Source organism: Nocardioides psychrotolerans (genome assembly GCF_900113685.1).
GTDB lineage: Bacteria > Actinomycetota > Actinomycetes > Propionibacteriales > Nocardioidaceae > Nocardioides > Nocardioides psychrotolerans.
Genome location: NZ_FOQG01000011.1, coordinates 24,383 through 48,659, shown reverse-complemented (window position 1 = coordinate 48,659; position 24,277 = coordinate 24,383). Strand labels below are relative to the sequence as shown.

21 protein-coding genes and 1 pseudogene are annotated in these 24,277 nt (G+C 70.2%); 13 read left to right on the top strand and 9 right to left on the bottom strand.

Annotated features, from left to right (window positions below; all coding sequences use genetic code 11):
• Positions 1–33: 33 nt before the first annotated feature.
• Positions 34–735, bottom strand: a complete 702-nt coding sequence (locus BM204_RS23285; protein ID WP_091114422.1) for a universal stress protein — start codon at positions 733–735, stop codon at positions 34–36.
• A 116-nt stretch (positions 736–851) separates the two neighbouring features.
• Between BM204_RS23285 and BM204_RS23280 the strand changes: the two are divergent.
• Both BM204_RS23280 and BM204_RS13855 read left to right on the top strand, forming a co-directional pair.
• A pseudogene (locus BM204_RS23280) lies at positions 852–1,480 on the top strand (DDE-type integrase/transposase/recombinase); the annotation flags it as partial.
• Between the two features lie 158 nt (positions 1,481–1,638).
• Positions 1,639–2,487: a universal stress protein gene (locus BM204_RS13855; RefSeq protein WP_170259154.1), complete on the top strand. Its 849-nt coding sequence runs from the start codon at positions 1,639–1,641 to the stop codon at positions 2,485–2,487.
• Between the two features lie 241 nt (positions 2,488–2,728).
• On the opposite strand, the gene BM204_RS13850 is transcribed toward BM204_RS13855, so the two are convergent.
• Genes BM204_RS13850 through BM204_RS13840 form a run of 3 tightly spaced genes read right to left on the bottom strand, consistent with a single transcriptional unit; the run spans position 2,729 to position 7,700 of the window.
• The gene (locus tag BM204_RS13850) at positions 2,729–5,170 is read right to left on the bottom strand and encodes a GcvT family protein (RefSeq protein ID WP_091114418.1); all 2,442 of its coding nucleotides are present in this window, start codon (positions 5,168–5,170) and stop codon (positions 2,729–2,731) included.
• Positions 5,163–6,068 (bottom strand): choline/ethanolamine kinase family protein, encoded by a 906-nt coding sequence (locus tag BM204_RS13845; protein ID WP_091114415.1) that lies wholly within the window; start codon positions 6,066–6,068, stop codon positions 5,163–5,165. Before BM204_RS13845 ends, BM204_RS13850 begins: the two co-directional genes overlap by 8 nt.
• A gap of 12 nt (positions 6,069–6,080) precedes the next feature.
• Positions 6,081–7,700: an amino acid permease gene (locus BM204_RS13840; RefSeq protein ID WP_091114414.1), complete on the bottom strand. Its 1,620-nt coding sequence runs from the start codon at positions 7,698–7,700 to the stop codon at positions 6,081–6,083.
• A gap of 147 nt (positions 7,701–7,847) precedes the next feature.
• Between BM204_RS13840 and BM204_RS13835 the strand changes: the two genes are divergently transcribed.
• The 7 genes from BM204_RS13835 (at position 7,848) to BM204_RS13805 (ending at position 14,434) form a co-directional block, all read left to right on the top strand.
• Positions 7,848–8,582 (top strand): FadR/GntR family transcriptional regulator, encoded by a 735-nt coding sequence (locus BM204_RS13835; protein WP_170259153.1) that lies wholly within the window; start codon positions 7,848–7,850, stop codon positions 8,580–8,582.
• A gap of 9 nt (positions 8,583–8,591) precedes the next feature.
• Positions 8,592–10,001 carry a glutamine synthetase family protein gene (locus BM204_RS13830; RefSeq protein WP_091114409.1) on the top strand — a complete coding sequence of 470 codons (1,410 nt, stop codon included), beginning with the start codon at positions 8,592–8,594 and terminating at the stop codon, positions 9,999–10,001.
• The gene (locus tag BM204_RS13825) at positions 10,001–11,359 is read left to right on the top strand and encodes an aldehyde dehydrogenase family protein (RefSeq protein ID WP_091114407.1); all 1,359 of its coding nucleotides are present in this window, start codon (positions 10,001–10,003) and stop codon (positions 11,357–11,359) included. Before BM204_RS13830 ends, BM204_RS13825 begins: the two co-directional genes overlap by 1 nt.
• An 80-nt stretch (positions 11,360–11,439) precedes the next feature.
• On the top strand, positions 11,440–12,219 hold the full coding sequence (locus tag BM204_RS13820) for a 3-oxoacyl-ACP reductase (RefSeq protein WP_091114405.1): 780 nt from the start codon (positions 11,440–11,442) through the stop codon (positions 12,217–12,219).
• 7 nt (positions 12,220–12,226) lie between these two features.
• The gene (locus BM204_RS13815) at positions 12,227–12,940 is read left to right on the top strand and encodes a gamma-glutamyl-gamma-aminobutyrate hydrolase family protein (RefSeq protein WP_091114400.1); all 714 of its coding nucleotides are present in this window, start codon (positions 12,227–12,229) and stop codon (positions 12,938–12,940) included.
• A gap of 27 nt (positions 12,941–12,967) precedes the next feature.
• Entirely contained in the window at positions 12,968–13,942 is a 975-nt protein-coding gene (locus BM204_RS13810; RefSeq protein ID WP_091114398.1) for an alpha/beta hydrolase, read from the top strand.
• 114 nt (positions 13,943–14,056) lie between these two features.
• Complete coding sequence (locus BM204_RS13805; RefSeq protein WP_091114396.1) at positions 14,057–14,434, top strand: hypothetical protein; 378 nt, start codon at positions 14,057–14,059, stop codon at positions 14,432–14,434.
• Between the two features lie 97 nt (positions 14,435–14,531).
• On the opposite strand, the gene BM204_RS13800 is transcribed toward BM204_RS13805, so the two are convergent.
• The 4 genes from BM204_RS13800 to BM204_RS13785 are packed head-to-tail and all read right to left on the bottom strand — an operon-like array spanning position 14,532 to position 17,788.
• Positions 14,532–15,296, bottom strand: coding sequence for a sulfite exporter TauE/SafE family protein (locus BM204_RS13800; RefSeq protein ID WP_091114393.1), 765 nt, complete (start codon positions 15,294–15,296; stop codon positions 14,532–14,534).
• 8 nt (positions 15,297–15,304) lie between these two features.
• On the bottom strand, positions 15,305–16,480 hold the full coding sequence (locus BM204_RS13795) for an SPFH domain-containing protein (RefSeq protein ID WP_091114391.1): 1,176 nt from the start codon (positions 16,478–16,480) through the stop codon (positions 15,305–15,307).
• 42 nt (positions 16,481–16,522) lie between these two features.
• The gene (locus BM204_RS13790; RefSeq protein WP_091114389.1) at positions 16,523–16,984 is read right to left on the bottom strand and encodes an NfeD family protein; all 462 of its coding nucleotides are present in this window, start codon (positions 16,982–16,984) and stop codon (positions 16,523–16,525) included.
• 9 nt (positions 16,985–16,993) lie between these two features.
• Positions 16,994–17,788, bottom strand: a complete 795-nt coding sequence (locus BM204_RS13785; protein ID WP_091114387.1) for an ABC transporter ATP-binding protein — start codon at positions 17,786–17,788, stop codon at positions 16,994–16,996.
• Positions 17,789–17,841: 53 nt separating this feature from the next.
• Here BM204_RS13785 and BM204_RS13780 point away from each other — a divergent pair, with 53 nt between their 5' ends.
• The gene (locus tag BM204_RS13780; protein ID WP_091114386.1) at positions 17,842–18,573 is read left to right on the top strand and encodes an Rv1486c family protein; all 732 of its coding nucleotides are present in this window, start codon (positions 17,842–17,844) and stop codon (positions 18,571–18,573) included.
• Between the two features lie 122 nt (positions 18,574–18,695).
• A complete protein-coding gene (gene serB, locus BM204_RS13775; RefSeq protein ID WP_091114384.1) occupies positions 18,696–19,916 on the top strand; it encodes a phosphoserine phosphatase SerB in 1,221 nt (406 codons plus the stop codon).
• A gap of 16 nt (positions 19,917–19,932) precedes the next feature.
• Here serB and BM204_RS13770 read toward each other — a convergent pair whose 3' ends face one another.
• Complete coding sequence (locus BM204_RS13770) at positions 19,933–20,442, bottom strand: SixA phosphatase family protein (RefSeq protein WP_170259152.1); 510 nt, start codon at positions 20,440–20,442, stop codon at positions 19,933–19,935.
• Positions 20,443–20,477: 35 nt separating this feature from the next.
• On the opposite strand from BM204_RS13770, the gene BM204_RS13765 reads away from it, so the two are divergent.
• Both BM204_RS13765 and cphA read left to right on the top strand, forming a co-directional pair.
• On the top strand, positions 20,478–21,503 hold the full coding sequence (locus BM204_RS13765) for a cyanophycinase (protein WP_091114639.1): 1,026 nt from the start codon (positions 20,478–20,480) through the stop codon (positions 21,501–21,503).
• The gene (gene cphA, locus BM204_RS13760) at positions 21,500–24,274 is read left to right on the top strand and encodes a cyanophycin synthetase (protein ID WP_091114381.1); all 2,775 of its coding nucleotides are present in this window, start codon (positions 21,500–21,502) and stop codon (positions 24,272–24,274) included. Before BM204_RS13765 ends, cphA begins: the two co-directional genes overlap by 4 nt.
• Positions 24,275–24,277: the final 3 nt, after the last annotated feature.

The following is a 24,277-nucleotide window of genomic DNA, read 5'->3' as shown; positions in this document are numbered from 1 at the left end:
CTTCAGTCACCAGTGGGCGAGGCCCGGCACCGCTCACCGTTGGACCAGCACGGGACAGTGGGCGTGGCGGATCACTGTGACACTGGTTGAGCCGATCCCGTGTGATGCGAAACCGCCGGAACCGCTCGCCCCGGTCACGACGACTTGTGCGCCCTGAGATGCCTCGACCAGTTCGTGGACGGGGGACCGCCTAGCGAGGTGGGTCCTGACCTGCTCCTCAGGGTAGTTCTCGCGTGCCACACTGACCTCGCCGGTCATGACGTCGCTGGCCATCTCCTCCCGGATCGCCAAAGGGCCCGGGCTTCGGTAGGCGTGCACCGCTAGCACACCGACCCCGACCCGCTGGGCCGCTGCGAACGCCGCTTCAATCGCGGGCCGTGAGGCCCCCACTTCGTCGACACCGACGACAACAGGCCCCTGTGATTGCGTCTCACCGCGGACCACGACGGTCGGGCACGCGGCATGCGTGACCACTGAACTACTGACCGAGCCCAAGAGCAAGCTGCCGAACCCGCCAAGTCCACGGTTGCCGACGACCAGCAACTGAGCTTCCTGCGTAGCTGCGACAAGCCGGGTGTTGGCGGCGCCGACAGCCAGAGATGTTTCTACGGTCGGCCCAGGGCCGGCCGCTTCCGCGGTGGGCGCGACTCGCCGGCCCGCCTCGGTCGCCGCCCACCGCACTGCAGCATCGGCGATCAGCGAGCCGTCGGTTCCGACCAGCACCGGCAACCTCATGATGCAACGGTAGGCGCTCGATCCAGCTCCGGGCAGGGCCGAACGACCTCTTGTTGCAGGTTCTTCGGCGTCGCTAGGGCGTGTGGCACGGGTCGCCGGATGCCGAACTCGCCTAGAAGGTCCGCAAGATCAACGTCGACGACGACACCATCGGCGCACCGCGTGCCACCGCCGAGCTCAACGACGGCATCCCTGCCGGGGAGCGTGTGAAAGGGGTCGCGCGGGTGATGCGCGTGCACGGCATCCGGGGCTACCAGAAACGGCGACGGGTTCGCACGACGATCCCGAGCCGTCGGGGCAGAAGGTTCCCGAACTTCAAAGCGGGGACTTCACCGCCGGGGCGCCGAACCGGCGTCAGCTCGGCAACATCACCTGCCTCCCTCACACTGAGGGAGCAACCGGTATCTGGCGACCGAGATCGACCGCTACAGCCCTCGGCTCGTCCGGCGGGCACTCGCGGACCACATGCGCACCGAGCTCGTCGAGCGATGCCCCCAAGGCCGCCGCCACGATCCGCGGCCGTCTCGCCCGTGCGGTCTCTCACTCCGCCACGGGTCGGTCAACACCTTGAAGGACACGCCGGGCTCTGTGTCGATCTTGACGTGAGGCAGTCGATGCGTGCGGTCGGCACGTCCACTGCCAACGCGCTCGCGGAGTCGTTCAACGCCCGACGAGGTTGCCTATCGCCGTCAGGTGCTTCGGTGCCTCGTGAGTTACCAACACCCGCCCGAGGCACTCCTGGTGCACCGCCCAGGACATGGCCGGGTCTATGACACCTCCCACAGCACGCCGCAGCGACGACTTCTACCGCGGTGGCAGCCAGGACGAGGCAGGGACCATGGTCCCCCGCAAGAGTGCCCTTGGGCCATGTCGACCCAAGCTGGGACGCGCGAGCCTCACCCTATGAGCCGATCACTGGATCCCGCCAGCATCCGCGGCAGGATCGTCGTTGCCGACGACGGTTCCGACCACGCCGACCGTGCGGTCCGATGGGCGGCCGAGCAAGCGTCGCTGGAGCACCGCGGGCTGGCCGTTGTCTCTGTGGGCGACAAGGCAAGCAAGCTGGCAGATGAAGCCGTCGCAGCAGCGCGGCTCCTGCATCCTGACCTCTCTGTGACTGGTGCGGCCCTGTCCGGGGATCCTCGCCAGGTGCTGATCGATGCCTCGACGCAGGCATACATGCTGGTCGTCGGGTCGCGAGGTCGCGGAGCCGTGCGGAGCATGCTGCTTGGATCGGTCAGCGCCACGGTCAGCGCCCACGCGGCCTGCCCGGTGGTCGTCTGCCGCCCCTCGACCGTCGGCGACGCCCACGCCGGGGTGGTGGTGGGCGCCGACGCAACGCTTGAGTCGCTACCGGTCATTGAGTTCGCGTACCGTCAGGCGTCTCTGCGCGACTACTCCCTCACGGTCTTGCACTCCTTTTGGGACGCCGCGGCTGCTGTGGCCCAGTACCATGAGGCCCGAGGCAAGCAGGCCGCCTGGCCAGAACTCGAGGATCTGCGCGCCAGCCTCTCCGAGTCTGTGGCGGGCCTCGCCGAGAAGTACCCCGACGTGCCTGTCACCCTCACGCTCAAGCACGGCTTCGCCGATGAAGCACTCAGCCCGCGCCACGTCGGATGGGACATGATCGTCGTGGGGCGTCACCCCATGACGTCGCTCTCGCGACTGCTCACTGGCTCCATCGCCACCTCGGTCATCGAGCGCGCCCACGCCACAGTGGTAGTAGTCCCCCAAGAACCGCGCTCGTCGTGACCGTGAGGCAGCCTTCTCGCCTGACCCGGGCCGAGGCTTCACAACGTCCGGCGACAACCAACGAAATCGAATCGGAGCCCGCCGTGCGGACACCCGTGGACAAGCTCCTCAACAGGGTCCAGCGCCCTGACGCATACCGCGAGGCGTGATCTCCTCAGCCGGCACCCCGATCGTGCTCCAACATGTAGACAGCAACATCGCGCAGCAACAGCCACGACCTGGCAGCACCCCGGCCGCCTCGTCACCCCAAGGGCGAGCGCAGGGTGACGGAGATGTCCAAGAGCAGCCCGGCGACGTCGACCTGGAACCCGCCGCCGGCGAGGTGGTCGGCGGTGACCGGGCCGTCGTGGCGAAGCTGGGCGAGGCCGACGCTGCGACCGACCGTGGCACCCCAGGCGCCGCTGGTGACCTGCCCCACCGGCGCGCCGTGGTGGAGCACCAGCTCCCCGCCCCAGAGCATCGCGTCGGGGTCGTCGACGGTGAAGGAGACGACGCGCCGCCGCGGCCCGCCGGCCGCGAGCGCCGATCGGTGGGCAGCCAGAGCATCACGCCCCAGGAAGTCCTTCGACCCCGAGAGCGCGGTGGCGAAGACCAGGCCGGCCTCGACGGGGGTGACGTCGGGGGTGAGCTCGCGGCCGAAGGCCCGGTAGCCCTTCTCGAGGCGCAGCGACTCGATCGTGTAGTAGCCCGCGTCGCGCAGCCCGAGGTCGGCACCGACCTCGTGGAGCAGGTCGTGGACCCCGGCCGCGAGCTCGACCGGGACCATGAGCTCCCAGCCCAGCTCCCCGACGTACGTCATCCGCGTGGCCCGGCAGACGGCGTGCCCCAGCGCCAGCTCGCGGCTGGTCGCGAAACCGAAGGCCTCCTCCGAGAGGTCGGCGTCGGCGACCCGGGACAGCAACGCGCGCGACGACGGCCCCATCACGCCCAGCACCGTGAACGCAGTCGTCACGTCGCGCACCCGGGCGCCACGCGCGTGGCGCGAGAGCCAGTCGAGGTCGCGGACGGTCGTCGCTGAGCTGGAGACCAGCAGGAAGGAGTGCTGCCCCGTGCGCGTGACGGTCAGGTCGGCCTCGTAGGTGCCGCGCGCGTTGAGCAGCGGGGTGTAGACGCAGCGGCCGACCGGCACGTCGACGTCGGCGGCGCACACCCACTGCAGGGCGTCGAGCGCGTCGAGGCCCTCGACGACGTACTTGCTGAACGACGTCTGGTCGAAGACCGCGACGGCCTCACGGGTGGCGCGCTGCTCCTCGACCGACCACGGGAGCCAGGACGGCTTGCCCCAGGTGTAGTCCAACCGCGCGTGCGCCGGTGACGGCGCGAAGACGTTGGGCCGCTCCCAGCCCATCCGGGAGCCGAAGACCGCCCCCCGCGCGGCCAACCGGTCGTGCAACGGCGACATCCGGAATGGTCGCGCGGAGGTGAGCTCGCGGTTGGGCCACGGCACGGCGTAGTGCAGCCCGAGCACCTCGGCCACCCGCGAGCGCAGCCACCGGTTGTTGGCGTTGAACGGCGCGAAACGGCGTACGTCGACGCCTACGAGGTCCGTGGTCGGCTCCCCGGCCACGATCCACTCGGCCAACGCGTGGCCGGCGCCACCGGCCGAGGCGATGCCCACGGAGTTGAAGCCCGCGCCCACGAAATAGCCGTGGAGCCCCGGCACCTCGCCGAGGAGGAACTGGTTGTCGGGCGTGAACGACTCGGGGCCGTTGTAGAACTTGCGGATCCCGGTCTCGCCGAGCACCGGGATCCGGTGGACCGCCTGCTCCATCAGGACCGAGAAGTGCTCCCAGTCCTCCTCGAGCAGCTGGAACTCGAAGGGGTAGGGCAGGTCGTCGGGCGAGCGCCAGGGCTTGGCCTCGGGCTCGAAGCCGCCGACCACGAGCCCGCCGGTCTCCTCCTTGAAGTAGGTCCATCCGTCGGGGTCACGCATGATCGGCAGGTCCGGACGCACCCCCTCGATCGGCTCGGTGACGACGTAGAAGTGCTCGGCGGAGTGCAGCGGCACCGTCGCGCCGACCATGTCGCCGAGCGCCTTGGCCCACTGGCCGGCGCAGTTGACCACGACCTCGGCACCGACCGTCCCGTGGTCGGTGACGACGCCGGCCACCGAGCGGCGCTCTCCCCCGGTCGTGACGACCTGGAAGCCGGTGACCCGGCAGCCCTCGACGATCCGCGCACCGCGGGACCGCGCTCCCTTGGCCAGCGACTGGGTGAGGTCGGTCGGGTTGACCTTGCCGTCACCCGGCAGCCAGACGGCGCCCAGGACGTCGTCGACCTGCATGACGGGCCACAGCTCCTGGGCGCGCGCGGGCGAGATCAGCTCGCACTCCATGTCGTAGGCCGTGGCGCTGGCGGCCGTGCGCCGCAGCTGAGTCATCCGGTCCTCGGTGCGGGCCACGATGACCCCGCCGACACCGGCATAGCCGGTGGCGAGTCCGGTCTCCGCCTCGAGCGCGGCGTAGAGCTCGGCGGAGTACTGCACCAGCCGGGTGCCGCCCTCCGAGGCGCGCAGCGGTCCGACGAGCCCGGCGGCGTGCCACGTCGTGCCGCTTGAGAGCCGGCCCTGCTCGAGGAGCAGCACGTCGGTCCACCCCAGCTTGGTGAGGTGGTAGGCCACCGAGGCGCCGATGACGCCCCCGCCGACGATGACGACCCGGGCGCGCTCGGGGAGGTCAACCACGTGCCACCTCCGTCAGCAGGTTGGCGAGGTCCGGGCCGCGGAACACCGCGGCCGCCTTCTCGAAGCGCACGAGACCCCAGTCGTAGAAGTCGAACTCGAAGGGACTGACCGCCGCCTGGATGAAGCCCCAGAGCGACCAGCCATAGGCCGAGCAGAGCGCCTGCACCCGAACCCGCGCCACGTCGGCCCGGGTCACGTCGTCGAAGTAGGCCTCGGCCCACGCCTCGGTCCGGGCGACGTCGAAGCCGCACTCGGTGGCGGTGTTGCCGAGCTCGAAGGCCGCGTCGTTGTTGCCGGAGTACTCGTAGTCGATGAGCCACGTGCGCCCGCCGTCGTCGATGAAGTTGGCGGCCAGCAGGTCGTTGTTGCACGGGACGGTGGGTCGGGGCGCGGCCTCGAGGGCCCGGCGTACGTCGGACCAGGCGTCCTCGAAGTCGTCGTAGCCGCGGGGCAGCGGCAGGCCCCGGGAGACCACGGTCGCGAGGTATGAGGCGCGGCGCGCGAACATGTCGAAGTCGCCGTCGAAGCGCGGCCCTCCGTGCAGACGTCGTACGGCGCCCGCGGCGCGCGCGAGCACGTCCGGGTCGGCGAAGGAGTCATCGGTGAGCACGTCGCCGGGCAGGAACTCGATGACCAGCATCTGCAGGTCCGGGCGATATTCCACGACCTGCGCCCCGACCCCGGCCCGCGCGGCACGCACGGTGTTGTGGTGCTCGGCGTCGCGGTCGATGCCGAGCAGCCCGGCGTCACCGTGGGAGCAGCGCACCACGTAGTCGCCGCCGTCGTCAGTGCGGACCCGCACGTTGTGGTTGGTCAGCCCCCCAGGCAGGTCGGTGACGTGCCGGGACCGCCCCGCCAGGCAGGCGAGGCGGTCCAGGTCAGAGTCGAGCTGGCTCACGCGTCCGGTCGATCAGTCGTCGAAGGCCTCGACGACTGCCTTGTCGAAGGTGACCTGCGGCCCGGTGAACCAGTGCTTGGCCGACACGCTCCACCAGATCGCCAGGACCGCCAGCGCTCCGAGTGTCAGCACGGGTGCGTAGTTCACGAACTTCCAGGAGAAGTCCTCGTTGAAAGGATTGCCTGCCGGGACGAACGGGAGCACGAAGTAGACGCTGATGATCGCGATCTCGGCCACGGCGACCAGGTTCATCCACTTGTACTTCGAGCCGTTGGTCCACGACCCGGCCTCGAAGGCGTCCCCCATCCGCCAACGCAACCAGATCGGGATCAGGAAGGCGAGGTAGAGCCCGATGACCGCCACCGAGACGACGGCGTAGAACGCGGTGGGCACGATGAGCGGCTCAGCCTCGGTGCCGATGTTGACCTCGACCAGCGCTGGCAGCGTGATCAGCGCCGCGACGACCGCGACGAGCATGACCGCGTTGGCGGGCACCTTGTTGCTGTTGACCTTGGCCCACAGCGAGGAGCCCGGGATCGCCTTGTCCCGGCTGAACGCGAAGGTCATGCGGGAGGAGCTGGTCATGCAGGCCGTGAGGCAGAAGAACTGCCCGACCGCCGAGATCAGCAGGACCGTCCCCGCCACGTTGGTGTCGAGCGCCGAGGTGAAGATGTAGGCGACTCCCCCAGCGCCGACACCGGCGTTGTCCGGGCTGCCCGTGGCATCGTCGGGGATGGCGAAGAGGAAGGCCAGCAGCAGCAGCCAGCCACCGATCGCTGAGTAGAGGATCGAGCGCCAGATCCCCTTGGCAGCACCCTCGGACGCCGCCTGGGTCTCCTCGGACAGGTGGGCGGAGGCGTCGAAACCGGTGATCGTGTACTGGGTGAGCAGGAGGCCGAAGGGCATGACGAGCAGCCAGTAGGTCATGCCGCTGCTGGAGCCACCGTCGTAGCCGGAGTTGTTGAAGCGCTCGGTGAAGACATAGCTGAAGCTCTGGTGGTTGTCGGGCAGGAACACCAAGATCAGGATGATCGCAAGCGCACCCACGACGTGCCACCAGACCGAGACGTTGTTCATCACGGCCATCAGGTGACCGCTGAAGATGTTGAGCAGCGAGGCGAGCACGAGCACGGTCAGGAAGATGATGAACACCCGATTGAGCGAGTAGCCGCCCGCGTAGGACTCGGAGAAGACGCTCAGGGTCAGGTCGATGAAGGTCGCGCACCCGTAGGCCACGGAGGCCGTGACGGCGATGAGCCCGATGAGGTTGAGCCAGCCCGCGAAGAAGCCGGCCTTGGGCCCACCCATCTTGGCCGCCCACCAGTAGATGCCGCCCGAGGTCGGATAGGCGGAGACCAGCTCGGACATCGTGAAGCCGATGATCAGGATGAAGACGGAGACGATCGGCCAGCCCCACGAGATCGCGACCGGGCCACCGTTGTTGAAACCCTGGCCGAAGGTGGTGAAGCACCCGGCGAGGATCGAGATGATGGAGAACGAGATCGCGAAGTTGGAGAAGCTGGACCAGGTGCGGCTCAGCTCCTGCTTGTAGCCGAGCTTGGCGAGGTGCTCCTCGTCGGCGCTCAGCTGGGGTGCGTGGTGTTCGCGGATGGGCTCGTGTGCTTCGGGCATGCGCACCTCTCAGGCAGTGGCGGGTTGGGGGGAACCTAGACCTGTCCGTTCGGGGGTGTAAATGCCCCGGCGTAAATTGGTCTGAACTCAGACCATTCGTGGTCACGGTGTTTGACAGGGCGCTCCACCGAATCGAAGATGTGGCGCATGACCGGGTCCGCCGCGCAGCACCTGCCCGAGGCGCTGCTCCGACCCGTCCGAGGTCACCACGCCTTCGAGGCCTGCGTGGAGCAGCTCGGGACCGCGATCCGCCTGGGCGTCTTCCCCCTCGGCTCAGCACTGCCGGCCGAGCGCGAGCTCGCCGCCCGGCTGCACGTCTCGAGGGCGACGCTGCGCGAGGCGATGGCCGCGTTGCGCCAGGCCGGACTAGTCGAGACCACCCGGGGTCGCGGTGGCGGCACGGTCGTCACGCTCAAGCCACGGACCCCGTCGGCTCGCGCCGCGCTGCGGGTCACGGCGGTCAAGCGCCAGGACTGGCTGGACGCGCTGGAGTACCGGCGCGTGGTCGAGCCCGGCGCGGCCGCGCTCGCCGCCCAGCTGGAGCTGACCGACGTACGACGGGAGCAGCTGGAGCGTGCCCACGAGGAGGTCGCCCACGCGGGCCGACCTGCCCCGCACCGGCAGGCCGACAGCCGGTTCCACCTGACCATCGCGGCGATGAGCGAGTCACCGCGCCTCATCGAGGCCGTCACATCGGTCCAGTCCACCCTGCACGAGATGCTGCTGGCGATCCCGGTGCTGGACACCAACATCGCCCACTCCGACCGTCAGCACGCCACCGTCGTCCGCGCGATCCTTGCCGGCCGTCCCGATCGGGCCCGGAAGGCCATGGAGAACCACTGCGACGACACGGCCGCGCTGCTGCGCGGCCTCCTGGGATAGGAGACCCCCATGGCTACGACTGGTACGACTGGCACGACCGAACTGCGCAACCAACGCCACCTGAGCATGCAGCACCTGCTCGACCAGATCGGCAACGGGGCGATCGACACCGTGATCGTGGCGTTCACCGACATGCAGGGACGCCTGCAGGGCAAGCGCCTGCACGGTGCCTACTTCGCCGAGCACGTCGTCGGCCACGGCACCGAGGGCTGCAACTACCTGCTCGCGGTCGACGTCGACATGAACACCGTGGACGGCTACGCGATCTCCTCGTGGGAGCGCGGCTACGGCGACATGGAGTTCGTCCTCGACGAGCGCACGGTCCGGTTGCTGACCCACCTGCCCGCCACGGCGATGGTGCAGTGCGACCTGGTGTGGCCCTCCGCCGACGGCAGCGAGCACGATCCGGTCGTGCAGTCACCGCGCACGATCCTCCAGCAGCAGCTGGACCGTTGCGCCGAGCAGGGCTGGACAGCGCTGTCGGGCACCGAGCTCGAGTTCATCGCCTTCGAGGACACCTACGAGGCCGCCTGGGACGCCGGCTACCGCGGCCTGCGACCGGTCAACCAGTACAACGTCGACTACTCCATCCTCGGCACCACCCGCGTCGAGCCCCTGCTGCGCTCGATCCGCAACCACATGTACGCCGCCGGACTCGACGTCGAGGGCGCCAAGGGTGAGTGCAACTTCGGCCAGCACGAGATCGGCTTCCTCTACGCCGATGCCCTCACGACCGCCGACAACCACGTCGTCTACAAGAACGCCGCGAAGGAGATCGCCGCCCAGCAGGGCAAGGCACTCACGTTCATGGCGAAGTACGACCAGCGCGAGGGCAGCTCCTGCCACATCCACCTGTCGCTGCGTGGCACTGACGGGTCGCTCGTCTTCTGGGACGCCGAGACCGGGCAGCGCACACCGCTCTACGACCACTTCGTCGCCGGCGTGCTCGCGACGGTGCGTGACTTCACGCTGCTCTACGCGCCCAACATCAACTCCTACAAGCGGTTCGCCGACGGCTCGTTCGCGCCCACCACCATCGCGTGGGGACACGACAACCGCACCTGCGCCGTGCGACTGGTCGGGCGCGGGGCCGGAGCGCGCATGGAGAATCGCGTGCCGGGTGCCGACGTCAACCCCTACCTCGCGCAGGCCGCGATGATCGCGGGCGGCCTGCACGGGATCGAGCAGCAGCTCGAGCTCGAGCCGGAGCTGGTCGGCAACGCCTACACGTCGGGCCGCCCCAAGGTCCCGACGACGATGACCGAGGCGCGTGAGATCTTCGCCTCGTCCGCGATCGCCCGCGCGGCCCTCGGTGACGCGGTCGTCGACCACTACACCAACATGGCCGACGTGGAGCTTGCCTCCTACAACGCCACCGTCACCGACTGGGAGCTGCGTCGCGGCTTCGAGAGGCTCTGATGTCCAACACCTTCACCGTGATCAACCCGGCGACCGCGACCCCGGTCGTCGACGTGTCGCTGGCCTCCGTGGCGGAGGCCGACGCCGCCATCGGCCGCGCCCACGAGGCTTTCCCAGCGTGGCGCGACGTGGCACCCGGCGAACGCGCCCGGTTGCTGCGGCGCTTCGCGGCCGTGGTCGACGAGCACGTCGAGGAGCTTGCCGGGATCGAGGTGCGCAACGCCGGCCACACGTGGGGCAACGCCCGCTGGGAGGCCGGCAACGTCCGGGACTGCCTCAACTACTACGCCGGCGCCCCGGAGCGGATGTTCGGCCGGCAGATCCCGGTGGCGGGCGGCACCGACATCACCTTCCACGAGCCGCTCGGCGTGGTGGGGATCATCGTGCCGTGGAACTTCCCGATGCCCATCGCAGGTTGGGGATTCGCCCCCGCGCTGGCGGCCGGCAACACGGTCGTGCTGAAGCCGGCGGAGCTGACGCCGTTGACCGCGATCCGGCTCGGCGAGCTGGCGCTCGAGGCCGGGCTGCCCGAGCACGTGCTCACCGTGGTCCCCGGCAAGGGCTCGGTCGTCGGCGAGCGCTTCGTGACCCACGAGCTCGTCCGCAAGGTGGTGTTCACCGGCTCCACCGCGGTCGGCAAGAAGATCATGGCCGGCTGTGCAGACCAGGTGAAGCGGGTGACCCTCGAGCTCGGCGGCAAGAGCTCCAACATCGTCTTCGCGGACGCCGACATCGCCGCCGCGGCAGCCGCCGCCCCCGGGTCGGTCTTCGACAACGCCGGCCAGGACTGCTGTGCGCGCTCGCGCATCCTGGTCGAGCGGTCGGCGTACGACGAGTTCCTGACGCACCTCGAGCCGGCCGTCACCGGCATGCGGGTGCTCGACCCGAGCGACGAGTCCTCCGAGATGGGACCGCTGATCTCAGCGGCCCAGCGCGACACCGTGCGGGGCTACCTCGACGAGGTCGACGTCGCGTTCGCCGGCTCGACCCCCGGCGGCGACGGTTTCTGGATCCCGCCGAGCGTGGTGACCCTCGACGACCCGAGCGCGCGGATCTGGCGCGAGGAGGTCTTCGGACCGGTCGTCGCCGTGATGCCCTTCGACGACGACGCCCATGCCGTCGAGCTGGCCAACGACACCGAGTACGGCCTGTCCGGCTCGATCTTCACCACCGACCTGGGTCGGGGCCTGCGGGTCGCCCGCGCGGTCGAGGCCGGCAACCTCAGCGTCAACTCGCACTCCGCGGTCCGCTACTGGACGCCGTTCGGCGGCTACAAGCAGTCCGGCCTCGGACGCGAGCTCGGACCGGACGCCCCGATGGCGTTCACCGAGGAGAAGAACGTTTTCATCGCCCACTGAGGAGCGCCGCGACGACGCCCCGCAACCCAGCGGGTCTCGACACGCTCGCTCCGCTCGCTGCTCGACCAACGGAGGAACTCATGGCAGGACGGATCCAGGACCGCGTCGCGGTCGTCACCGGCGGTTGCTCGGGCATCGGCCTGGCCACCGTGCGGCGCTTCGTCGCCGAGGGCGCGAAGGTCGTCATCGGTGACATCGACGACGCCCGTGGCGCCGCGATCGTCGAGGAGCTCGGGGGTGTCGACGTCGTCACCTACGTGCACGTCGACGTCACCGACAAGGACCAGGTCGACGCGCTGTTCCAGACGGCCAAGGACACCTACGGCGCGGTGGACATCGCGTTCAACAACGCCGGCATCTCGCCGCCCGAGGACGACTCGATCCTCGACACCGACCTCGCCGCCTGGCGCAAGGTGCAAGAGGTCAACCTGACGAGCGTCTACCTGTGCTGCAAGGCCGCGCTCCCCCACATGCTCGAGCAGGGGCGGGGCTCGATCATCAACACGGCCTCGTTCGTCGCGGTCATGGGCGCGGCGACCTCGCAGATCTCCTACTCCGCCTCCAAGGGCGGCGTGCTGTCGATGACCCGTGAGCTCGGCGTGCAGTTCGCCCGCCAAGGCGTGCGCGTCAACGCGCTCTGCCCCGGGCCGGTCAACACGCCCCTGCTCCAGGAGCTCTTCGCCAAGGACGAGGAGCGGGCGGCCCGCCGCCTCGTGCACGTCCCGATGGGCCGCTTCGGGGAGCCCGAGGAGATGGCGTCCGCAGTGCTGTTCCTCGCCTCGGACGACTCCTCCTTCATGACGGCCAGCACGTTCCTGGTCGACGGAGGCATCTCCGGCGCCTACGTCACCCCGATCTGAGCATGAGGTGATCCCCCTCATCGGCCTCAGCGTCTACCGCGAGCAGGCACGCTGGGGCGTCTGGGACCAGCAGGCCGACCTGCTGCCCTCGGCGTACGCCGACGCGGTGAGCGCCACGGGGGGCCTGTCGGTCCTGCTGCCCCCGGTCGACGTGCCCGGGGCGGCCGACGCTGTCGTGGCCCGCCTCGACGGGCTGGTCGTCACGGGCGGCGCCGACGTGGACCCTGCCCGCTACGGCGCCGAGCCACACCCGCGCACGGCCGCCTGGCGACCCGAGCGCGACGCGTGGGAGAGCGCGCTGCTCGATGCCGCCGACGCGGTGGGCCTACCGGTGCTGGGCGTGTGTCGTGGCATGCAGCTGATGGCCGTGCACGCCGGTGGCTCGCTCGACCAGCACACGCCGGACCTGGTCGAGCACGAGCAGCACAGCCCGGGCGGAGCGGCCTTCGGCTCCGTCGCCGTGCGGGTGAGTGCCGGCACGAGGCTGGCGGGGCTGGTCGGCGATGCCCTCGACGTCAGCTGCCACCACCATCAGTCGGTGCGGGAGCACCCGGGGTTCGTCGCGACCGCCCGCGCCGAGGACGGCACGCTCGAGGCGATGGAGCGAGAGGGTGGGCGGTTCTGCGTGGCTGTCCAGTGGCACCCCGAGACCGCGACCGACGTCGGCCTGCTGGCCGGGCTCGTGCGCGCCGCGGCGTCGTACGGGCAGGGCCGCGGGTGAGGACCGCCTCCTGACACACTGCGGGCCATGGCGCTGGAGCAGATCCCTGACATCCTGGGCGACCCCTGGGTCTCCGAGACCTTCGCGCTGAGTCCCGACGCCGAGGGCGCCGTCGTCGCGACCATGGTCAGTCACCGGTCCACGGTCGGCAACCGCGGCGCGGTGCTACACGTGCACGGCTTCGCCGACTACTTCTTCCACACCGAGTACGCCCAGTGGTGGATCGAGCGCGGCTACGACTTCTACGCCCTCGACCTGCGCAAGTACGGCCGCTCGATCCTGCCCCACCAGACCCCCAACTACGTCGCGGACCTTCGCGAGTACGACGACGAGCTGGCCGAGGCGTGGCAACGGATCACCGAGCGTGACGGTCACAGCCAGGTCGTGGCCTCCGCACACTCGACCGGCGGACTGGTCCTGCCGCTGTGGCTCAACCGGGTGCGACCGCGAGGCCTCGCGGCGCTGGTGCTCAACTCGCCGTGGCTGGACCTGCAGGGTGGGGCTGCCACGCGGGTGATCGGCACGCCGCTGATCAAGCAGGTCGGCGCCCGGCAACCGATGCGCCAGATCCGGCGCAACGTCACCGGCCTCTACGGTCGCAGCCTGCACCACCACCACGAGGGCGAGTGGGACTTCGACCTGCAGTGGAAGCCGCTGATGTCCTTCGCCGTCTACGCCGGCTGGCTGCGCGCGGTGCGCCACGGGCATGCCGAGCTGCAGAAGGGTCTCGACGTGCGCTGCCCCGTGCTCGTGCTCTCCTCCGACCGATCCTCGCAACCGATGGTGATGGGCGAGGATGTCCACACCACCGACATCGTGCTCGACGTGGAGCAGATCCGGCGCTGGTCGACCGCGCTCGGTCGCCACGTCACCTACATCGCGATCCCCGGCGCCCGGCACGACGTCGTGCTGTCGCGGCCCGGGCCCCGCGCCCGCGTCTACGACGAGATCGGGCGTTGGCTCACGACGTACGTCGCTCCGCCGTCGCGCACGCTGCTGTGACGATCTGGTCTCCCTGCTGCAGGTCGTGTGCCGCCGAGCTTGTCCGGGCGCGGTGCACGACACACGACCCGGTCCTCGCCCCGGCATCACCGGGCAGACGCTAGGTTGACCCCCATGAACCCTGTGACCGGACTCGCCCTGGGCCGCATCGCCGTGGGCGTCGCCTCGCTCGCCAAGCCCGACCTCGTCGCCATGACGATGGGCCAGACCCCCTCACCGCTGCTGACGCAGTGGTTCGGCTCCCGGGAGATCGCGTTGGGCGCGGTCACCCTGCTCGCCACCGGCAGCGCCCGGCGCAACCTGGTGCTCGTCGGCGCGCTCGTCGACGGCACCGACGCCGGCACGGCGTACGCCGGGATCCAGGCGGGCCAGATCCCCAAGGAGATCGGCTTCGGTCTGGTCGCCGTGGCCTCCGGTGCAGTCATCGCCGGGTTCCTCGGCCTCAGGGACGGACGCCGACGCGCCAAGAAGAAGCTCGCACTCACCTCCTGACCCGACGTCGTACGCCGAGTCGGCGCGATGTTGCAGGCATTGCGACATCGCGCCGACTCGGCACTCGGCATTGGGGGTTCGGTGAGCGGCCGCGTGATCAGTCGAGCACGAAGACCGCGAGAGCGGCCAGTCCGACCACGACGATGAAGGCCCGCAGCACCGGCTGCGGCAGGCGGCGACCGACGCGGGCGCCGAGGACGCCACCGATGACGGCGCCGACGCCGATCAGGCCGACGACGCGCCAGTCGACGTCGGCGACGAAGACGAACAGCAACCCGGCGACGCCGTTGACGACGGCCGCGAGGACGTTCTTGGCGCCGTTGAGGCGTTGGAGGGAGTCGTCGATGCCGATGCCCAGCACCGCCATGAGCAGCACGCCCTGGGCGGCGCCGAAGTAGCCGCCGTAGACCCCGGTCAACAAGACGGCGGGCCAGACCCACCAGGCCGCGTCACGCTCGTGCGTGCCACGCTCCAGCGCGCGCCCGGCCACCCATCGCGAGAGGCGCGGCTGGAAGATCACCAGCGCGACGCCGAGCAGGATGAGCACCGGCACGATCGCCGCGAACGCCCCGTCGGGCAGGACCAGCAGGAGCATCGCCCCGGTGAGACCGCCCACGAGCGAGGCCGAGACCAGTCGCAGGATGCGGCTGCGCTGGCCCGCCAGCTCCCGGCGGTAGCCGATGGCTCCCGTGACGGAACCCGGCACCAGCCCGATGTTGTTGGAGACGTTGGCCGTCACCGGTGGGATGCCGAAGGCGAGCAGCGTCGGGAAGGTGATCAGGGTCCCGGACCCGACGATCGTGTTGATGCCACCGGCCGCGATCCCGGCGAGCAGGATCGCGGCCGCCTCGAAGAACGACACCCGTCAGGTCAGGGTTGAGCGGGTGGTGTGCCCGGCTCGTCCGCGATGTCGGCGGGCGGCCCAGCGGGTGGAACGGGTGGAGCGGTGGGCGCAGCAGGCGTCGGTGGCACGACGGGTTTGCCCGGGTTGGCAGCCGCCTTGGCCTCCGCGATGGCGTCCTCGACGGCCTTGCTGGTCTTCCCCCGCTCGGACTCGGCGAGCGCACCGCTGCCGGCGAGCTTGGCCGGCTCCATGCTGCCCATGTCGACCCGGTTGCGGGGGCCCGCGTTCTCCTTGGGGATGCCGGCCATCTCCGACATCGTGGAGCCGAGACCCTCGAGCGCCTTGCCGATCTCGCTGGGCACGATCCACAGTTTGTTGGAGCTGCCCTCGGCGAGCTTGGGCATCATCGTGAGGTATTGGTAGGCCAGCAGCGACTGGTCGGGGTTGCCGTCGTGGATCGCCTGGAAGACGGTCTGGATGGCCTGGCCCTCACCCTGGGCCCGCAGGATGGACGACTCCCGGTCGGCCTGGGCGCGCAGGATCAGCGACTCGCGGTCACCCTCGGCGGAGAGGATGGAGGCCTGCTTCTCACCCTCGGCCGTGAGGATCGCCGCCTGGCGACCACCTTCGGCGGTCAGGATCTGCGCACGCTTGTCACGGTCGGCGCGCATCTGCTTCTCCATCGAGTCCTTGATGGAGGGCGGCGGGTCGATGCCCTTGAGCTCGACACGGTTGACGCGGATGCCCCACTTGCCGGTCGCCTCGTCCAGCACTCCGCGCAGCCGGGTGTTGATCTCGTCGCGGCTGGTCAGGGTGCCTTCGAGGTCCATGCCACCGACGATGTTGCGCAGCGTGGTCATGGTGAGCTGCTCGACGGCCTGGATGTAGTTGGCGATCTCGTAGGTCGCCGCGATCGGGTCGGTGACCTGGAAGTAGATGACGGTGTCGATGGAGACCACCAGGTTGTCCTGGGTGATCACCGGCTGCGGCGGGAAGCTCACGACCTGCTCGCGCAGGTCGATGAGGTAGCGCACCTTGTCGATGAACGGCACCACGACGTTGAGGCCCGCGGACAGGGTCTCCTTGTATTTGCCGAAGCGCTCCACGATGCCGGCGCGTGCCTGGGGCACGATCCGCACCGTCTTGGCGAGCAGCACGATGACGAACAGGAACAGCAGACCGAGCAGGATCAGGTAGATCACGACTGTCTCCTCTGAGGGTGGGAGGTCCGGCGAGCCTACGGGCTAGGACTCGATGACGCCGACCGGGTGGACGTAGGCGGTGGCGCCCTTGATCGCGAGGACCTCGACGCTCTGGCCCGGCACCAGCGTGAGGTGCTCGTCGTAGGGCGCCGCGGTCCAGATCTCGCCGCCGATCTTGATGCGCCCGACCTCGAGACCGGTGATGGTCTGGGTGACGATCGCACGCTGGCCGACCAGCTTGCCGTGGCCGAGGCTGAGCTCGGGGCCGCCGTGGAAGCGCTTGGCGATCGGCGGTCGCACCAGGGCCAGCATGGCGACGGAGGCACCGGCTGCCACCACGGCCTGGAGCACGAACGGTGCCCCCAGGAGCGCGGTCGTCATGCCGGCCACGGCACCGACGGCGACCATGATCAGCACCAGGTCGAGGCTGAACATCTCGGCCACACCCAGGACGATGGCCAGGCCCAGCCAGGCCTGCCACAGGTTGTCCAAGATCCAGTCCATGGTGGAACCCTATCGGTGACGCGTCTGTCGACGCGCCGACCAGCGGCCGTCCTCCTGGCGGATGGTCAACGGCATGCCGAACGTCGCGGCGAGGTTGGCCTCGGTGAGGACGTCGTCGAGCAGGCCCGCGGCGACGACGGCCCCTTGGCGCAGCAGCAGCGCGTGGCTGAAGCCGGGCGGGATCTCCTCGACGTGGTGGGAGACCAGCACGGTGGCCGGGGAGTCGGCGTCCATGGCCAGCACCGAGAGCGTCGAGACGAGGTCCTCGCGACCGCCGAGGTCCAGCCCGGCGGCCGGCTCGTCGAGCAGCAGCAGCTCGGGGTCGGCCATGAGAGCCCGGGCGATCTGCACGCGCTTGCGCTCGCCCTCGCTCAGGGTGCCGAAGGTGCGATCGGTGAGGCTGCTGACGCCGAGCTCGGTCAGCAGGCTCGCCGCACGGTCGTGGTCGAGGGTGTCGTAGTCCTCACGCCAGCGTCCGACGACGCCGTAGGAGGCCGACACGACGACGTCGTGGACGCGCTCGCCGCGCGGGATCCGCTCGGCGAGGGCCGCGCTGGTGAGGCCGATGCGGGGGCGCAGCTCGAAGACGTCGACCGTGCCGAGCACCTCGTCGAGGATGCCAGCCACCCCGGACGTCGGGTGCACCTGCGCGGACGCGACCTGCAGCAGGGTCGTCTTGCCCGCTCCGTTGGGGCCGAGCACGACCCAGCGCTCGTCCTCCTCGACGGTCCAGGAGACCTCATCCAGCAGGGTGGCCTCGCCCCGACGAACCGTGACGTCCGCGAACTCCAGCACTGCTCCCATGCCGCTCACCCTATCCAGGGCCGTTGCCGGTCCCGCGGCTATCCTCGACCGTCGTGACCACTCCTCTCGCCGTGTCGGCCCGCGTCGCCTGGTGGGGCACCGCGTGGCTGCGGGGGCACGTGGTCGCCGACCAGCTCCTCGATGCCGTCCTGGAGGACAGCGTCGCCCACGTCGTCTCCGGGATCGACGGCGTCGACGGCGACTCGATCCTCGGCGCGCTGGCCCGGCTGCGGGCACTCGGTGCCCACGCGTTCGGCGCGACCTTCCCCGCGGAGGGCGACCTGGTGGGCCTCGGCGGACCGGCAGAGTTCAACCGGGCTGCCCTGGAGGTCGGTGAGGGGGTGGTCGCCGTGGGAGCGGGCATCGGCCTGACCCCGCGCGCCGTCGGGCCGGCGTACGAGTGGGTGGCGCACCTGGCCGCACCTCGCCAGGTGCCCGACGTCGGCGAGGCCGACCGCGCACTGCGCGCGGCACTGCTCCACGCCTCCGAGGACTTGGCCGCACTCGAGGTCGCGAAGTGGCGCCCCGAGGTGGCCGATCGGCTGCTGAACCTGCGGCACCGCACGACGTACGTCGCTCCCCCGGGCGTGCCGGACCGGTGCATCGACCTGGCCGCGCGAGGTCAGCAGGCGCTGGAGATCGTGGAGATAGCGCTCGAGGACGACGGCGGGGCACTGAGCGTCGTGGAGATCGAGCAGCGCCGGGCGGCCCTCGTGCCGCTCGAGCGAGCCGGGCGACGGGCGCTGGTCGCGGCGTTCTCGCCCGAGGGCTGGCCTCCGGGCTGAGCTGCGGGCCGAGCTGCGGGACCAGATGCGCACCTGTCCGCCGGGCGTAGCCGGGCGGCTCAGGCGCCGGCATGGACGGGGCCTGCGACCATCCACCTGCGGGCGATAACCTCACCAGCACCATGAGCGTGCCGAAGTCGAAGCCCGAGACGCTGCTGATCACCCTCACCGGCAAGGACCGGCCCGGGGTGACCTCCTCGATCTTCGCCACCCTGGCCCTCGCCGGGGTCGAGGTCGTCGACATCGAGCAGATCCTCCTTCGCCGCCGCCTGATCCTCGGGGTGCTCGTCACAGCTCCCCGTGACTGGAAGAAGCTGAAGTCCGCAGTCGAGGAGACCGCTGCCGCCCTCGACATGACCGTCGAGATCGACCGCGGCTCCGGGGACAACAAGGCGCGGCGTGAGGGCCGGTCGCACGTCACGATCATCGGCACCCCCCTGAAGGCCTCGGCGATGGCCGCGATCGCCGGTCGGATCGCCGACTGCGGCGGCAACATCGACCGCATCGAGCGGATGGCGCGCTATCCGGTCACCGCCATCGACCTGCACGTCTCCGGCGCCGACCCCGTGCAGCTGCGGGCCCTGCTCGCGCTGGAGGCGGCCGCCCAGTCCGTCGATGTCGCCGTGCAGCCCGCCAACCTGCTGCGCCGCGGGATGCGGCTGATCGTCCTCGATGTCGACTCCACCCTGATCCAGGGCGAGGTGATCGAGATGCTCGCCGCCCACGCGGGCTGCGAGCCTGAGGTCGCCCGCATCACCGAGTCGGCCATGCGCGGCGAGATCGACTTCGAGGAGTCGCTGCGCCAGCGCGTCCGGCTGCTCGCCGGGCTCGACGCTGCCGCCCTCGACACGGTCTACGGCGACATCGTCATCACCCCGGGCGCTCGCACCATGGTGCGCACGCTGCGCCGCCTCGGCTACCGCTTCGCGATCGTCTCGGGTGGCTTCAGCCAGATCACCGACCGCCTGGCCGAGGACCTGGGCATCCACTACGCCCGCGCCAACGTGCTCGAGATCGTCGACGGCACTATCACCGGCGAGATCGTGGGGTCCGTCGTCGACCGGGCCGGCAAGGCCCAGGCGCTGCGCGAGTTTGCTGCGAAGGTGGGCGTGCCCGAGTCCGCCGTCATCGCGATCGGCGACGGGGCCAACGACGTCGACATGCTCAACGCTGCCGGTCTCGGCATCGCCTACAACGCACGACCGATCGTGCAGGAGGCGGCCGACACCTCGGTCAACGTGCCCTACCTCGACGCGATCGTCTACCTCCTCGGCATCTCGCGTGAGGAGATCGAGATGGCCGACGCCGAGGCCGGCATCGTCACCCCCGCTCCCCCCGTCTGAGGCCTACGACGTCCGGTCAGGCACGGCCGACGTGGTAGGCCGTGACGCGGGCGCCGCCGCCGGCGAGGTCGCCCCAGGTGCCGTCGTAGGTGAAGACCGCGACGGCGCTGGTGGGGAACGCGCCGGTCATGCCGACCGCGGCGTCCCCCTCGCCGTCGTCGAGAATGGTGGCGAGGTAGGCCATCGTGGGGTTGTGGCCGATGACGACCACGGTGGACACGTCGTCGCCGAGCGAGCGCACCAGGTCGAGGGCGGTGTCGGGGTCGGCGGCGTAGAGACCGCGGTCCAGGGTCGGCTCGAGGGTCCACTGCGCGCCCTGGGCGACCGAGGTGAAGGTCTGCCGGGCGCGCGTGGCGGCCGAGACGAGCGCCACGTCGGGGAGGATCCCGCGCGCCGCGAGCCACCCGCCGGCCGCAGCGCCGTCTTGTCGGCCACGCTCGGCGAGCTCGCGCTCGAAGTCGGTTGGACCGGCCTGTTCCGCCTTGGCGTGACGCATCACGACGAGGGTCCGGGGGGATCCGGGCATGTCTGCAACCATGATCACACCCTAGGGTGATCGCCATGCCCAAGGGACCCCTCATGATCATCGGCGGCGCCGAGGACAAGCTCCGCAAGCGGACGATCCTGAGGGAGTTCGTGGCCGCCGCGGGCGGTGAGGATGCCCGGATCGCGGTGGTCCCGACCGCGTCGTCGCTCGGCATCGAGGTCATCGAGGTCTACGACGCGCTCTTCCGCCGCGAGGGTGCCGGTGACGTGATCGCCATCCGTCCGGAGACGCGCGACGACGCCCACGACCAGACCCTCGTCGCTTCCCTGCGCGCGGCAACCGGCATCTTCATGACCGGCGGCAACCAGCTCAAGCTCTCGGCGATCATCTGCGGCACGCCGCTCGGCGACGCGATCCTCGACGCCCACGAGCGCGGGGTCGTCGTCGCCGGCACGTCGGCCGGTGCGAGCATCCAGTCCAGCCACATGGTCGCGTTCGGTGGACCTGGCTCGACGCCCAAGCAGCGGATGACGCAGGTCGCCGCCGGGCTCGGGCTGCTCGACTCGTCGGTCATCGACCAGCACTTCGACCAGCGCAACCGCTACGGTCGGCTGTTGATGATCGTCTCCCAGTCGCCCCAGCTCCTGGGGATCGGTGTCGACGAGGACACCGCCGCGATCGTCGAGCAGCGCGTCGTGCACGCGCCCGACGACCCCGATGTCGCCGAGGGCTACGACGGCGCGCCCCACGCCCTCCTGCGCGTGGTCGGTCGCGGATCGGTGACGATCTTCGACCCGGCCCGGATCACGACCAACGCCTACGAGGCCAAGCGCTCCAACCCGATCCTCGCCTCCGGCATCGTGCTCCACACGCTGCCCGAGGGCGCGGTGTTCGACCTGACGACCCGCACCCTGGTGCCGCCCGACCGTCGGGTGGCCATCGAGGAGGCCGCGTCGTTCGCCGAGGCCAGCCACGACCTGCGTCAGATGGCACGCGACATCGCGGCGGCCGACGCCTCACCAACGGTGCTGAGGCGACGACTGGCCCGCACCCGCAAGAAGAGCACGCCCGCTGCAGCCCCGGACGGAGTCACCTCATGACCGAACGCCCCACGCCCGACCTCGCGATCCTCGACACGCGGGTCTATCGCGGCGCCAACATCTGGTCCTACGACAAGGCGATCCACCTGGTGGTCGACCTCGGCTCGCTCGAGGACTTCCCGACCAACACGATCCCCGGGTTCACCGACAACATCCTGCAGATGCTGCCGGGCCTGCGGGAGCACTCCTGCTCGCGCGGCAAACGTGGCGGCTTCGTCGAGCGCCTCAACGAGGGCACCTGGCTCGGACACGTCGCCGAGCACGCCGCATTGGCGCTCCAGCAGGTCGTCGGCCACGACATCCGCCGCGGAAAGACCCGCCAGGTCAGAGGTCAGAAGGGGCACTACAACGTCATCTTCGGCTACGCCGACGAGCAGGTCGGGCTGGCGGCCGCGCGCCTCGCCGTACGCCTGGTCAACCACCTCGTGCAGGCCGACCCGGAATTCGACTGGGACGACGAGCTGGAACGCTTCATCCTGCGCGCCGAGCGCACGGCGTTCGGTCCCTCCACCCAGGCGATCCTGGACGAGGCCGTCTCTCGCGACATCCCGTGGATCCGGCTCAACCAGCACTCCCTGGTCCAGCTCGGCCAGGGTGTCCACGCCAAGCGCATCCGCGCGACGATGACGTCCAACACCTCGGCCATCGCCGTCGACATCGCCTCCGACAAGGACCTCACCACGCGGCTCCTCGGCGCCGCCGGCCTCCCGGTCCCCAAGCAGGACACCGTGCGCTCCGCGGACCAGGCCGTGCGAGCCGCCGAGCGCATCGGCTATCCCGTCGTGATCAAGCCGCTCGACGGCAACCACGGCCGCGGAGTGTGCCTCGACCTGCAGAACGAGCAGGAGGTGCGCGAGGCGTTCCCGATCGCCGAGGAGCAGTCGCGCCGCGGCGTCATCGTGGTGGAGTCGCTGATCATCGGCAAGGACTACCGCTGCCTGATCATCGACGGCAAGGTCGCCGCGATCGCCGAGCGCGTGCCCGCGTCGGTCACCGGTGACGGCACCCGCACCGTCGAGCAGCTCGTCGACACCGCCAACGCCGACCCGCGCCGTGGTGTCGGCCACGAGAAGGTCCTCACCCGGATCAAGGTCGACGACGCGGCGATCGAGCTCGTGCGTGAGCAGGGCTTCGCGATGACCGATGTCCCGCCCGACGGCCAGATGGTCAAGCTCGCGCTGACCGGCAACATGTCGACCGGTGGCATCTCCATCGACCGCACCTTCGAGGCGCACCCTGAGAACGTCGAGATCGCCGAGGAGGCCGCCCGCATGGTCGGCCTCGACATCGCCGGCATCGACTTCATCTGCCCCGACATCACCGAGCCCGTGCGCGAGACCGGAGGCGCGATCTGCGAGATCAACGCCGCCCCCGGATTCCGGATGCACACGCACCCGACCATCGGTGAGCCGCAGTTCATCGCCAAGCCGGTCGTCGACATGCTCTTCCCGCCGGGTGCGACCAGCCGCATCCCGATCGTCGCCGTGACCGGCACCAACGGCAAGACCACCACGTCGCGGATGATCAGCCACATCTTCAAGGGCATGGGCCGCAAGGTCGGCATGACCTCGACCGACGGCGTCGTCATCGACGAGCGCCTGCTGATCCGCTCCGACGCGTCGGGCCCGCGCTCCGCGCGGATGGTCCTGCAGAACCCGCGCGTCGACTTCGCGGTCTTCGAGGTCGCCCGCGGGGGCATCCTGCGCGAGGGCCTGGGCTACGAACGCAACGACGTGGCCGTGGTCCTCAACGTGCAGCCCGACCACCTCGGCCTGGGCGGCATCGACACCGTCGAGCAGCTCGCCGACGTCAAGGCGGTCCTCGTCGAGGCCGTCCCGCGCGACGGGCACGCCGTGCTCAACGCGGACGACCCGCTGGTGCGCGACATGCGCCGCCGCTGCTCCGGGTCGGTGGTGTGGTTCTCGATGGAGGAGCCCGGCACGGAGACCCGCGACATGATCGATGCCCACTGCCGCCGCGGCGGCAAGGCGCTGGTCCTCAACCCCTCCGAACGCGGCGAGATGATCGTGGTCAAGCACGGCCCGCGCGAGATGCAGCTGGCCTGGACCCACCTGCTGCCCGCGACGTTCGGTGGCAAGGCGCGGATGAACGTGCAGAACACGCTCGCGGCGGCCGCTGCGGCGTTCGCGGCCGGTGCGCCGCTCCACGACATCCGTCAGGGCCTGCGCACGTTCTCCACCAACTACTACCTCTCCCCCGGTCGTCTCAACGAGGTCGACGTCAACGGCGTCAACGTCATCGTCGACTACTGCCACAACGCGCCCGGCATGAAGATGCTCGGCGACTTCGTGGACCGCATCGGCGACTCGATGTCCGGCACCCACGACCTGGCGCGCCCCTCCCGGATCGGCATCATCGCGACCGCCGGCGACCGTCGCGACGAAGACATGCGCGAGCTCGGGTCGATCGCGGCGCAGCACTTCGACGTGCTCATCGTCCGCGAGGACGTCAGCCTCCGGGGTCGCGAGCGCGGCGAGGTGGCGGGCTTCGTGATCGAGGGCGTACGACGTGCCATGGCCGAGGGCAGCCGCTGCAAGCAGGTCGAGGAGGTGCTCGACGAGATCGAGGCGGTCCGCCACGCGATGGCGCGCACCAACCGTGGCGACCTGCTCGTGCTCTGCGTCGACAAGCACCAGCAGGTGATGGCTGAGCTGGAGAGCTTCGGTCACCAGGCCCAGGCCGGCTCGGGCGTCAACCCCGACGCACCGGCTGCCGACCCCGACTACGACCCACCTGTCAGCGACTCCTGAGCC